At 36.1% G+C, this 12,226-nt stretch carries 15 protein-coding genes and 1 riboswitch; of the genes, 9 read left to right on the top strand and 6 right to left on the bottom strand.

What is annotated here, in order from left to right:
* Positions 1 to 240: 240 nt before the first annotated feature.
* Positions 241 to 2,625, bottom strand: a complete 2,385-nt coding sequence (locus tag CWR45_RS03520; RefSeq protein ID WP_115748424.1) for a 3-hydroxyacyl-CoA dehydrogenase/enoyl-CoA hydratase family protein — start codon at positions 2,623 to 2,625, stop codon at positions 241 to 243.
* Between the two features lie 289 nt (positions 2,626 to 2,914).
* Between CWR45_RS03520 and CWR45_RS03515 the strand changes: the two genes are divergently transcribed.
* The 7 genes from CWR45_RS03515 (at position 2,915) to CWR45_RS03485 (ending at position 7,242) form a co-directional block, all read left to right on the top strand.
* The gene (locus tag CWR45_RS03515) at positions 2,915 to 3,856 is read left to right on the top strand and encodes a metal ABC transporter solute-binding protein, Zn/Mn family (RefSeq protein ID WP_115748423.1); all 942 of its coding nucleotides are present in this window, start codon (positions 2,915 to 2,917) and stop codon (positions 3,854 to 3,856) included.
* A 66-nt stretch (positions 3,857 to 3,922) separates the two neighbouring features.
* Complete coding sequence (locus tag CWR45_RS03510; RefSeq protein WP_115748422.1) at positions 3,923 to 4,678, top strand: metal ABC transporter ATP-binding protein; 756 nt, start codon at positions 3,923 to 3,925, stop codon at positions 4,676 to 4,678.
* 16 nt (positions 4,679 to 4,694) lie between these two features.
* A complete protein-coding gene (locus tag CWR45_RS03505) occupies positions 4,695 to 5,540 on the top strand; it encodes a metal ABC transporter permease (RefSeq protein WP_115748421.1) in 846 nt (281 codons plus the stop codon).
* Positions 5,540 to 5,953, top strand: a complete 414-nt coding sequence (locus CWR45_RS03500; protein ID WP_115748420.1) for a Fur family transcriptional regulator — start codon at positions 5,540 to 5,542, stop codon at positions 5,951 to 5,953. The genes CWR45_RS03505 and CWR45_RS03500 overlap by 1 nt, the downstream gene beginning before the upstream one ends.
* Positions 5,950 to 6,333: a fluoride efflux transporter CrcB gene (gene crcB, locus CWR45_RS03495; protein WP_170138779.1), complete on the top strand. Its 384-nt coding sequence runs from the start codon at positions 5,950 to 5,952 to the stop codon at positions 6,331 to 6,333. Before CWR45_RS03500 ends, crcB (CWR45_RS03495) begins: the two co-directional genes overlap by 4 nt.
* Positions 6,330 to 6,674 (top strand): fluoride efflux transporter CrcB, encoded by a 345-nt coding sequence (gene crcB, locus CWR45_RS03490; protein ID WP_115748419.1) that lies wholly within the window; start codon positions 6,330 to 6,332, stop codon positions 6,672 to 6,674. The genes crcB (CWR45_RS03495) and crcB (CWR45_RS03490) overlap by 4 nt, the downstream gene beginning before the upstream one ends.
* Positions 6,675 to 6,780: 106 nt before the next feature.
* Positions 6,781 to 7,242 carry an SH3 domain-containing protein gene (locus tag CWR45_RS03485; protein WP_115748418.1) on the top strand — a complete coding sequence of 154 codons (462 nt, stop codon included), beginning with the start codon at positions 6,781 to 6,783 and terminating at the stop codon, positions 7,240 to 7,242.
* Positions 7,243 to 7,432: 190 nt separating this feature from the next.
* Here the strand turns inward: CWR45_RS03485 and CWR45_RS03480 are convergent, their stop codons facing one another.
* The 5 genes from CWR45_RS03480 to CWR45_RS03460 all read right to left on the bottom strand — a co-directional run bounded on the left by CWR45_RS03480 (position 7,433) and on the right by CWR45_RS03460 (position 10,991).
* Positions 7,433 to 7,879 carry a GNAT family N-acetyltransferase gene (locus CWR45_RS03480; protein ID WP_115748417.1) on the bottom strand — a complete coding sequence of 149 codons (447 nt, stop codon included), beginning with the start codon at positions 7,877 to 7,879 and terminating at the stop codon, positions 7,433 to 7,435.
* A 129-nt stretch (positions 7,880 to 8,008) separates the two neighbouring features.
* Positions 8,009 to 8,446 (bottom strand): GNAT family N-acetyltransferase, encoded by a 438-nt coding sequence (locus tag CWR45_RS03475; RefSeq protein ID WP_115748416.1) that lies wholly within the window; start codon positions 8,444 to 8,446, stop codon positions 8,009 to 8,011.
* A gap of 220 nt (positions 8,447 to 8,666) precedes the next feature.
* Positions 8,667 to 8,981 carry a DMT family transporter gene (locus tag CWR45_RS03470; protein WP_115748415.1) on the bottom strand — a complete coding sequence of 105 codons (315 nt, stop codon included), beginning with the start codon at positions 8,979 to 8,981 and terminating at the stop codon, positions 8,667 to 8,669.
* A complete protein-coding gene (locus CWR45_RS03465; protein WP_115748414.1) occupies positions 8,981 to 9,322 on the bottom strand; it encodes a DMT family transporter in 342 nt (113 codons plus the stop codon). Before CWR45_RS03465 ends, CWR45_RS03470 begins: the two co-directional genes overlap by 1 nt.
* A gap of 61 nt (positions 9,323 to 9,383) precedes the next feature.
* Positions 9,384 to 9,479: riboswitch (guanidine-I (ykkC/yxkD leader) on the bottom strand.
* A gap of 216 nt (positions 9,480 to 9,695) precedes the next feature.
* Positions 9,696 to 10,991, bottom strand: coding sequence for a hemolysin family protein (locus CWR45_RS03460; protein ID WP_115748413.1), 1,296 nt, complete (start codon positions 10,989 to 10,991; stop codon positions 9,696 to 9,698).
* Positions 10,992 to 11,287: 296 nt separating this feature from the next.
* On the opposite strand from CWR45_RS03460, the gene CWR45_RS03455 reads away from it, so the two are divergent.
* Together CWR45_RS03455 and CWR45_RS19690 are read left to right on the top strand one after the other, a co-directional pair.
* Complete coding sequence (locus CWR45_RS03455) at positions 11,288 to 11,860, top strand: YitT family protein (protein ID WP_115748412.1); 573 nt, start codon at positions 11,288 to 11,290, stop codon at positions 11,858 to 11,860.
* Positions 11,861 to 12,069: 209 nt separating this feature from the next.
* The gene (locus CWR45_RS19690; RefSeq protein ID WP_170138778.1) at positions 12,070 to 12,225 is read left to right on the top strand and encodes a hypothetical protein; all 156 of its coding nucleotides are present in this window, start codon (positions 12,070 to 12,072) and stop codon (positions 12,223 to 12,225) included.
* Position 12,226: the final 1 nt, after the last annotated feature.

Below are 12,226 nucleotides of genomic sequence, written 5' to 3'. Positions count from 1 at the left end.
ATACCATTCCTATATCAAAAATGGTCACGTCCAGCTCGAGCGCCCACGCTCTTAGCGAGACTTCCCTCACCTCATGACCAAAGGCCTAGTCACTTATACACTTGTGGTGAAAGTCAAGATCTATTCGCTCACTCCCAAGGCGTTTCCTATATCTCCTTCGAAGGAATGTTCGCCACGTCGAACCACCCAAAACTGCAGGGCACAGTCCGTACACAGCACAAATGGACGCTTGCACTTTTGCTAGTTTCTTAATGCTTTTCCTTTTAGCAGCATATGCTGCATCCTTGCTTGGGTAAGTGGTTCACCGATTAAACTTAAAAATGCTTCCCGTTCAAGATCAAGCATGACTTGTTCGTCTATTAACGTTCCTTCTTTCATTCGTCCGCCTGATAGAACATAGGCAAGCTTTTCTGCAATTTTTACATCATAATCTGATGCGTATCCACCGTACCTTAATGCTTTCGCTCCCATTAGCATTGCTGCATACCCAGCATCACCAACTATCGGGATTTTCTCTCGATGTGGCATGCGATATCCAGTTTTCACTAGTGATAATACTTTTGCTTTCGCATCATGTAACAAATGGTCAGGATTCATCGTAATGCTGTCACCCGCCCCTAAGAAACCGCTCTCAAAAGCTTCCGCAGCTGATGTTGAAACCTTCGCCATCGCAACTTTTTCAAATACATTATTGGCTACCTTTGTTAAGTCAAACTGTACACCTTGTGGTAGATTACGAAGCTCCTTTAAATAAAGCTCCTTCGTTCCCCCACCACCAGGAATTAGCCCCACCCCAAATTCTACTAGCCCTATATAGGTTTCCGCTGACGCTTGGATTGCAGCGGCTGGCAAAGTAACCTCTGCACCTCCACCAAGGGTCATATTAAACGGTGCAGTGACCACTGGCTTTTCGGAATACTTAATATTCATTGTCATGTTCTGAAACCCACGAATAACCATATCTAATTCGTCAAAGTTATCATCCTGCGCTTCCATTAACATTAGCGCTAAATTCGCACCTACACAGAAATTTTTTCCTTGATTGCCGATAACTAGACCTTCATAATTGGTAGCAACTTCATCAATTGCAGCATTCACCATTTGGATAATATCAAGACCAATTGCATTACTTTTCGAGTGAAACTCTAATAATGCAACCCCATCACCTAAATCTACTAAACTTGCACCATTATTTTGTTTGATTACAGGATTTGCTTCTTTATGAAGCTGTAAATTGATTACTTTCTTATTAACCGTTTCCTTTATAAATTCACCATAATCGTAATAACTGATTTCGCCCTTCTCTTGTTTATAAAATGTTTCATTTCCATCCTCTAAGAAATGCAGCACCCAATTCGGTATCGTTAATCCTTCCGCTTGCATTCTCGCAACTGATTTTCTAACTCCGATTTGATCCCATATTTCAAATGGACCTGCCTTCCAGCCGAATCCCCACTTCATTGCCCTGTCAATTGCTGAGATGTCATCGGCAATTTCGCCAAGTAGCTTAGCAGAATAGATGAGTACAGGTTTAATAATTGACCATACAAAGTCACCCGCACGATCACCCTCCGATTCTATAAGCGCTTTCAATTTCCGATGTGAACCCTTTTCTTGCTTAGCCAGCTCAGTAGCTGCTGTTGAAAGAGATCTCCTGTCCTCATATTCTAATGTCTCAGGATTTATTTCATAAATAACTCCAGCATCTTTCTTATAGAACCCTTGACTACTTTTCGAACCAAGCCAGCCCTTTTCATTCATTTTCTTCATAACTTCCGGGATTTCAAATACATCCTGCTCACCTTCCACATGCTGATAAACATTATTTGCTACATGAATGAAGGTATCTAAACCAACAACATCTAGTGTACGAAATGTTGCGCTTTTCGGACGCCCTATTAATGGTCCAGTTACAGAGTCAACCTCGCCAACACTATATCCCCCTCTTAACATCTCTCTTACGGTAACGAGTAATCCATACGTACCGATTCGATTTGCAATAAAATTAGGGGTATCTTTGGCAATAACAACACCTTTTCCTAGAACGTCCTCACTAAAGGTTTTCATAAACGTTAGTACTTCTGAGCTCGTATACCTCGTTGGAATCAATTCTAATAATTTTAAATATCGTGGTGGATTAAAAAAGTGCGTGCCAAGAAAATGCTTCTTAAAATCGTCAGAGCAATCTTTCATCATTTCTTCAATCGATATACCGGAAGTATTCGAACTTACGATTGTTCCTTTTTTGCGATGCTCCTCTACATTTTTTAAAACCCGCTTCTTAATTTCTAACTTCTCCGTAACAACCTCTACAATCCAGTCTGCTCCAGCAATTTTTTCCATATCATCTTCAAAATTTCCGACGGTAATCAGCTCTAAACTCTTTTTAGAAGTAATTGGCGATGGTTTTTGCTTCAGCAATAATTGCTTACTTGCAGCGGCTATTCTATTTCGAACTTCACGATCTTCCAATGTCAGCCCTTTATGTCGTTCACCCTCCGTCAACGTTCGCGGTACGATATCAAGCATTAATACTGGTATACCTACATTTGCTAAGTGGGCAGCAATTCCCGATCCCATTACACCTGAACCTAAAACAGCTGCACGCTTGATCGATTGCTTCATTATTATAATCCCCCAGTCCATTATTGAATGAATAGTCATTCATTATCGTTCTAGTTTCTACTATAAAGGAATATCAGATATTTCGCAATAATATTAATTAAATTTTAGAAATTTAAGGTTTAACAAAGCCATCCGGTGACAGTCATAGTTTCCCTGATAAAGTAAGAAATATTTTCTACTTTCTTAATTACTGAAGTAGAAACGTAATCATTCCTATTTACATATCGGAATGATTACGATATGATACTATTTATAGTTAGTTAATTTAGGAAAAGAACGGAGAAAATATATGAAATCTTTATATAAATTATTACCATTATTATTTATTGGTTTGCTTGTTACCGGTTGTACGTCAGCAAGTAACGATATGCCATCTAGCAATGATAATTTAACAGTATATACAACCATTTATCCGATCCAGTATATTGTCGAACAAATTGGCGGTGATAGCCTTACAGTAAAATCCGTTTATCCTCCAGGTGTGGATGCACATACGTATGAGCCGACTTCAAAGGATATGACAGATATTGCTGAGAGTGATGCCTTTATCTATTTAGGTGCTGGCATGGAAAGCTTTGCTCAAACTGCTGCAGGTGCATTAGAAAAACAGGATGTATTATTAATGGAAATTGGGAAGCATGAAGAGCTTTTTCAATCATCAGGTTCTACAGAACACGACCATGAAGATGAGCACGAACATCATCATGGTGATCAAGACCCACATATATGGATTGACCCATTACGAATGATTGAAATGGCTGCGATTATAAAAGATGAACTAATTACGCTAAACCCTGATGAGGAAACAGCCTATACAGATAATTTTGCTGCATTAAAAGAAGACTTGCTCCAGTTAGATCAACAATTTACCGAAACACTTGAGTCAAAAGAGAATAAGAAAATTTTAGTTTCTCATGCTGCATTTGGATATTGGGAAGAGCGTTATGGTATTGAACAAATATCGGTTAACGGAATATCCTCTAGTAGCGAACCATCCCAGAAGGAATTAACAGAAATCATTGATCAGGCAAAAGAATACAATCTTGATTATATTCTTTTTGAACAAAACAGCTCAAATCGTGTATCGGAAGTAATTCAAAATGAAATAGGTGCTGAAGTGTTAACTATCCACAATTTATCTGTATTAACCGATGAAGATATTGCAAACAATGAAGACTATCTTTCTTTAATGACTTACAATTTAGAGATACTAGATCAAGCTACGAAATAAATATTCAATCTCGTACCTACCTCTTTTTGAACAGATGTAGGTACTTACTTTTAAGAGGTGAAATTAATGAAAGAACCAATTATCTCGATGGAAAATATTAGTTACGCATACGATAAAAAAACAGTACTAAATCGGATTAACATGGAAATTCCAAAAGGATCATTCATTGGATTAATCGGCCCAAATGGCGGAGGGAAAACAACATTAATCAAACTCATCCTAGGCTTATTAAAACCAGATGAAGGCACTATTAAACTTTTCGGTGAGCCAATCGATAAATTTAAGGATAGAAGTAAAATTGGTTTTGTCTCGCAAAAAGCGAATGCATTTAATCGAGGCTTCCCTGCCACCGTATTTGAGGTTGTTTCAACAGGTCTTACAGCGAAAGTAGGCTACTTTAATTTTTTCAATCAGAAGCACAAAGCAAAGATTCTTCAAGCAATCGAGCAAGTAGATATGCTCGATTATGCTTATCGAAATATTGGCGACCTTTCTGGTGGTCAACAGCAACGAATTTTCATCGCAAGATCGCTTGTTAATGATCCAGAATTGCTGATTTTGGATGAACCTACCGTTGGAATTGATGCTGAAAATGTAAAACGATTTTATGATTTACTGCATCAACTACATGATAAACGAAATATTTCATTACTACTTGTCACACACGACACAGGTACGATGACGGAGCATGCGACTGACATCGTTTGTTTAAATAAAACCTTACATTTTCATGGAAAATCTGAGGATTTCACATCCCTGTCTGAATATGATTTATCCAATATTTACGGACACGCGTTAAATATTGTCACCCACAATCACTAATGTTGGAGGAACGACTATGCTAGCAGATATTTTGCAATATGACTTTTTAAGGTATACATTTATAACAGGAATATTAATTGGCATCATTGCTCCATTACTAGGCACATTTATTGTTGTCAGACGTCTGTCTTTAATTGCGGATGCACTTTCCCATGTAACATTAGGTGGGATTGCTTTCGGTCTAATGCTTGAGAAATTATTCGCGATTGTATTCAATCCCCTATTAAGTGGGCTTGCATTTTCTGTAGTAGGCTCCGTCTTAATTGAAAAACTGCGTGGGGTATATAAAGCATACCAAGAAATCGCAATCCCAATAATTATGTCAGCTGGTGTTGGCCTAAGTATTATTTTCATTTCCATTGCGGATGGATTTAATACCGATTTACTTAATTATTTATTTGGCTCTGTTTCCGCAGTAAGCCAAAGTGATTTTTTTATGATTCTTGGGATTTCTATATTTGTAATTCTTGTCATTACACTATTTTATAAGGAGCTCTTTACCCTCTCCTTCGATGAAGAATATGCATCAATTTCTGGAATTCATGCCAAACAAATTCATTTATTGTTTATTATTTTAACTGCACTTGTTATAGGGTCATCGATACAAATCGTTGGGGTTTTATTAGTCTCCGCGTTAATGACTCTCCCCGTCGCAGCAGCTATGCGAATCGCAAAAGGTTTTAAGCAAATGATGTTCCTTTCCATTTTATTTGGGGAGCTAGCAGTTATTATCGGATTAATCTCTGGCTATTATTTAAGTATCCCACCAGGCGGTACAATAGTCATGGTCGCTATTGCTATTTTATTACTTACAATCGGGATTAAGAAGGTTAACTTATTTAAAAAGGTGCGTGAAGCTTAATGAATATAGAAGAAGCTATCGATCTCTTAAAGAACAAAGGATATAAAGCAACTGGTAGAAGAAAGGATATTTTATCTTATTTCAATGAAGCAGATGGCTACCGGACCGCGAAGGATTTAATTAACCACTTAGAAGAAAGCTATGATGGCATCAGCTTCGATACAATCTATCGTAATTTACATTTATACCATGAGGTTGGAATTCTAGAGTCTACGGAACTAAATGGCGAGAAATTGTTTCGGATGAATTGCACACATCACCACCACCATCATTTTATTTGTAATGAGTGTGGAAAAACAAAAGAAATAGATGTGTGCCCAATGGATGAATTGCTTGGTACCCTTTCTAACTACGAAATTGAAGGCCATAAATTTGAAATCTACGGACTCTGTCCAGTTTGTAAAGGGGCATGAATATAAAAGCGTATTTGGCTGTTGCTCTCGGTGGAATGATTGGTGCAATCGGCCGTTACAGTATTTCTGTCCTCTTCAGTGGCTATCCAGGATTTCCATACGCAACACTTGTAGTCAATTTAATTGGCTGCTTTTTTCTGAGTTTTTTAATGAATCATGATGTCATCAAGAAGAAGCTCCCCTCTGAAATTTTTACTGCTTTAACAGTAGGGATTATAGGATCATTTACAACATTCTCTACTTTTGCGGTGGAGACCATTCAATTAGCAGCTACTAGTCTTGGTTTAGCAATCACCTATATTATAATCAGTTTATTTGGAGGACTAAGTTGCTGCTACCTTGGATTAAAAGCAGCGAATAGAAAGCAGGTTTTTAGATGAATCTTTTGCTTGTTGCTCTAGGAGGCTTTTTCGGCAGTATTACTCGGTATAATATTTCTTTGAATACAGAAAAACGTTTAATTGGTACATGGACCGCAAATATTTCAGGATCAATACTCTTAGGGTTTCTTGTGCATTTTCATATAAATGAAACATTACCGGAGTGGATTTGGCTTTTTGCTGGTGTCGGATTTTGTGGTGCATATACAACTTTCTCCACTTTTGGAAATGAGACATTAAATTTATTTCTAGATAAAAAATACGGAACGGCTTTTTTCTATATTCTAAGTACATTAATAACTGCTCTATTCACCGTATACATCATCATGAAAATCCTTTGAATTGCAGTAATTATTCTACATTATTCGATAAATTACAAACGACAATTTAATTTTCTACAACTTTCGTGTATAATATTGGTAGATAACATATACTAGGAGATTTGATATGAAAAAACATAAAGGTCTTTATATTTTCATTTTAACAATTATCACTTTAGCATTTATAGTGTTTGTTGCGTTCATGCAGCGTAGCTTCATGAATCCTGAATTCTCAGCATCTGGCACCGACCCTGTTCTAACCAATACAACGAGCTCGAAAGACAGTGAATCAACTGAAGAAGATGCAAAGCAAAATACTGATGAAGCAAGTGTAAAAGAGGAAGAAAGTCAAAATACTGGCGCCGAGGAAGATGAGGATGAAACACCAACTATCTCCACAAAAGTTGTTAACGTTGATTTATTAACTGTTCGCAGTGAACCAGATGTGGAATCCGATCCTATTAAATTTGTGACAATGAATCAAGCATTAGAAGTAGAAGATATTAACCATCCGGATGGTTGGGTTAAAGTCACGACAGATGAATTTACAGGTTATGTGAAGGATAAGTTTCTAGATGATGTAGAATAGATGGTTTATTAAGAAAAGAGAAATCAAATCTAATTGAATTGATTTCTCTTTTTTGATTGCCTATATGAAATGATATAAGCGAATGATATTTTTCAATATTTTCATTGAGGCTCAGTTCAAGTAAAATAATAAAAAGTATTTCCAATCACTAAACATCCCAATTTATATCAGATTTTTCACTCCGCTATATTTAAAAATTTAACTCTAACCATTCATCCGTTTCTTTAAACCCAAACTTTTTATATACTGGTCTCCCTAATTTTGAAGCACCCAGCCATATTTTTGAAATTCCCGATTCCTTGGCTACATCTACTAAATTAGTCAATAAATTCGTTGCTATCCCCTGACCACGGTAATTTTCTTTAGTAAACATGTTTGTAATATAAGCCTTTTTACCACTTTTATTAGTATAAGAGGGTGGAAATTCATAAAAAATGATTGCACCACAGGCAATTATTTCTTCCTTATCTTCTACTAATAACTGAATTAACGTGCTGTCACTAAGTTTAGTATGAAAGAACACATTTAGTTCCTTATCAATATCCCCGCTCGGTTCTATCCCCTCATCCACTAATTGCTGCTTCCTTAATTCAATCAATTTATCAATATCATCAATATTTGCTTTACGATAATTCAATTCCTATCCCCCCTGTTTGTAATGCCATCGTAAACTAAATTCGTTCACGTATTTCTTGAAGTTTTAAGTTGACCTCGATTTGCATTGAATAAGCAACAGTTCTTATTCAATATTAGTTGGCACAATAAATTACACTAGTCGCTTCTTAAAAACATAACTTACTTTTTGGTAGTTCATTTTATCTTCATAAAAATGATGGGCATCTTTTCGTTGTATGCCTGACGATAGGGCAACACTTTCATAATTATATTCTTTTGCCCACTTATGAACATATGCAAGTAATTGTTCACCATATCCCTTGGAACGTTTCCTTGTATCTGTAACCAAATCGCAAACCCACACAAATCTACCATAGTAAAGTGTTATCATCGGCTTAAAACCAGTTAATGCTACAATTTCATTATCATCAATTAAAGCATAAAGTTTATAATTATCTTTTTCCTTGGCCTCAGTGACTAAATCGAGATATGTATTTTCGTTGAGATGGGTCCGTAACTGCTTTATAATTGAAAATGCCTCAAGGATCTCTTTTTCTGTTTCAAGTTCTTTTATTGATGAATGTTCCAATGCATGAGGACCTCTTTCGCTTGAAGTTTATCAAATTCTTTATGTCATTTCACTATACTGCCACCTTACGAAAGAATCGAAATTCTAATTATTTATTAGTTTTGATTAGTAAATATTGTGTTAACTATATTTTACCATATATAATCTTCACAGCTTCAAAGACTAAAAGAATCAATGAACAATAGCATGACTTTAAAAATCTATGTTTCTATAAACCCTATTAACTTATCAACTTCAAACCAACTGCTGCCGTTAAGATCATTGCGATAAATAGCATTCTCCGCCAATCTCTCGGTTCATTAAAAAGCAGCATACCGATAATTGCACTTCCAGCAGTACCAATTCCTGTCCATACTGCATAAGCAGTCCCCATTGGAATAGTCTGCATTGCCAAGGTTAGGAAAAGAAAACTGAGAAAAAATCCGCCAATAAGTAATGCAAAGGCGGCAATACTTCGCTCGCTATTTACTCGATTAATACCCATTACTCCAAAAATCTCACCCGCACTTGCAATCATCAAAAAGATCCAATCCATTATGCATGTCCTCCTTCCTTGTCATTATCTCCGGTTATTGTTAATAGGCCAATAACGCCACAAACTAACACTAAAATTAATAAGACTTTTACTAATTGGAATGGCTCTCCAAAAACAATTATTTCTAAAATGACCGTTCCAGATGTCCCCATCCCTGTAAAAACTGCGTACGTTGTACCTACTGGCAATCTTCTCGAGCCAATGATTAATAAATGCATACTAAAGTAAATGGCACATAGTGTTAATCCCCAAGTCCACCAATTATAGGAATGATTTAAACCAATCACCCAGCCTATTTCAAGTAAACCTGCTAAAGAGACGATACACCAGTCTCGCTTCATATTTGACACCCCTTTTTCTCAAAATATGTAAAAGGCCCGGAAAGATATCTTTGCTCAGATATCCTCCCGGGCTTTTATCCCTCCGTGTACGTGATTGCGTTCACGCGTTTTCTCTTGGTCCAGGCCAAAAACTTGCGGAACCCTAGAAAACCTTTGTTCAACCATCCAAAATTATAGTTATCTTTTAGCTTTTGGGCAAGTAAATCATTTATTAGGATTATTAGGTTGACGTTTAATACTGTTGCAGTTTATTTAGTTTCATAAAAAGACTGTACGTAATGAGGATAACAGCAATAAAATTATGGATTAATTTATGCCTATAGTTTAAAAGAGGCAAACCCATATTGGGATTGCCTCTTTTGCAAAACGATCGTTAGGCTTTCACGATTTTTACTTTTTTAATCTGATAGCCATCCATCTCATCAATAATGAACTGGTATCCTTCGTGATCAATTGTTGTACCTTCTTTAGCATCTAGGTTATTTGTAAACACCCAGCCACCAATTGTGTCCACTTCTTCATCCTCGATCGTAATACCTAATCGTTCATTTACCTCATCTAATTGTAATTTACCAGAAACAACGGTTGTCTCCTCGTCAACAACATCAATCATTGGGATTTCATTGACATCAAATTCATCCCTGATTTCTCCAACGATTTCTTCTAATATATCCTCAACAGTTACAAGCCCTGCAGTTCCTCCGTATTCATCGTTGACAATTGCCATATGAATACGATCTTTCTGCATCTTAAGCAAAAGCTCTTTGATAGGGGTTGCTTCCGATACATGAATTATTGGACGAATGAATTTCTCTATTGAGAGAGGTTTATCATCATCAATTTGTGCAGTAAATATTTCTTTTAAATTTACTAAACCAATAATATTATCCTTATCTTCATCTGCAACCGGATATCTTGTAAATTGGCCTGTACGAGTAATATCAATATTCACATCAAAACTATCTTCTAAATAAAAGCAAACAATTTCGGTACGAGGAACCATTATTTCTCTCGTTACTCTCTCATCAAATTCAAAGATATTGTTTACATACATCATCTCTGATTGATTAATTTCACCGTTTTCATAGCTATCCGCTAAGATTAAGCGTAACTCTTCCTCACTATGTGATTCCTCATGACCTGACATAGGCTTTAAACCAACCGCACGTGTTAGGAGCCTTGCTGAACCATTTAATAACCAAATAAACGGGTATAACAGTCGATAGAACCACATTAATGGTCTTGCTGTCCAAAGTGTCACTTGCTCGGCCTTTTGAATTGCTAATGTCTTGGGGGCTAGTTCCCCTACAACAACATGAAGAAAAGTTGCAAACAAGAATGAGATAGCAATTGAAAATGTCGTTATAAGTGCACCACTTATCGGCAATTGTCCTATGAGGGGATGAAGCATTTTCTCAAATGTAGGTTCTGCCAATCGACCAATACCGAGCGCAGTAATCGTTATTCCTAATTGGCATGCTGATAGATATTCGTCAAGATTGGTCACCACTTGCTTTGCATATACTGCTCGTTTATTACCATTTTCAATATGAGGTTCGAGCTGTGTACTACGCACCTTAACAATTGCAAATTCTGCCATAACAAAAAAAGCTGTAAACATTAACAGTATGGCGACTGCTATTAAATTCCATAGGGTCGCTATGTCCAATTAATTCCCTTGTATCATATGACACAAGGAATTCACCTCCTGGTTTTATCTCAATATACTAAATAATAATCACGGACTTTTTAATAGCAAATGATTCAACATCTTAGGTAAAAAATATATAAGTGAACGATGATTGAATTGTCCATATAATTTCACCTTCCCATGGAATCACCTACTTTCTTAAACTAAATTATATTATACAGAGAAAAATAAGTCTACAATTATTTCATTATCATAAGATAATAGTGCATATATTTTAAAGAGACAAGCTGTCGGTTGGACGAGGTGGGAATAACGTGCTAAATAAAGCTATTTCAATTATCGTAGGAAGTCTTTGTATTGCCATTGGCATCAATTTCTTTGTTATCCCATACCATCTACTTGATGGTGGAATAATCGGAATTGGATTACTCCTAAATTACACATACGGATTAAAGCCAGGGTTAGCAATTATATTAATAAGTATTCCATTATATACACTTGCCTTTTATTACAATAGAAGCTATTTTTATAATGGAATACATGGACTACTTATCTCCTCATTACTAATTGACTTTTTCCATTTTATTTCGTTATGGAATACAGGAGAAATACCAATCTTAATCAATGCACTAATTGCTGGATTATTAATTGGTATTGGAATTGGAATGATGTTATTAAATGAAATTAGTACAGGTGGTATAGATCTATTAGCATTAATCGTTTCCAACATAACTAAATTGAATCCAGGAATATTCATATTCATCATTGATTGTTTCATTTTACTAATTGGCTGGTTTGTCGTACCTGAACTAATCTTTTTTTATTCCTGTATCATGGTTCTTACGGTTGATTGCACTACTTATCTCTTTTTAAAGCTTGTTCCATAAAGTTTGGGTCTACAGTTACTCGTCCCAATGCGTTTTCAGGTTATGGAAAACAAATAACTGTTGAAATAAACTTCTACATAACTTAGGGTGGCGATTGCTCATAGGTTGTCGCTCCGGAAATGCACTACCATGGTTTTGTGCTATTACTGCCATTTTTCTAACACTTTAAAGACTGTTGCTGTTTTTTTAAAGGTAGTAGGGTCTCATTTATGACTGTAAATAAAATGAAAGGAACCAATGACACTCCTACGAGAAAAACATCAAAAGAGATGATTTTGAGCTATACTAAAGTGATTTCGAGTTACAGATGGCATGATAATACGAAAAAGAGCATCCATCATCGATGGATGCTCTTAATCTCCTAAA

The organism is Oceanobacillus chungangensis, assembly GCF_003369565.1.
Taxonomy (GTDB): Bacteria; Bacillota; Bacilli; order Bacillales; family Amphibacillaceae; genus Oceanobacillus; species Oceanobacillus chungangensis.
The sequence above is the reverse complement of the archived record's forward strand: the minus strand, read 5'-3'. Positions and strand labels throughout refer to the sequence as shown.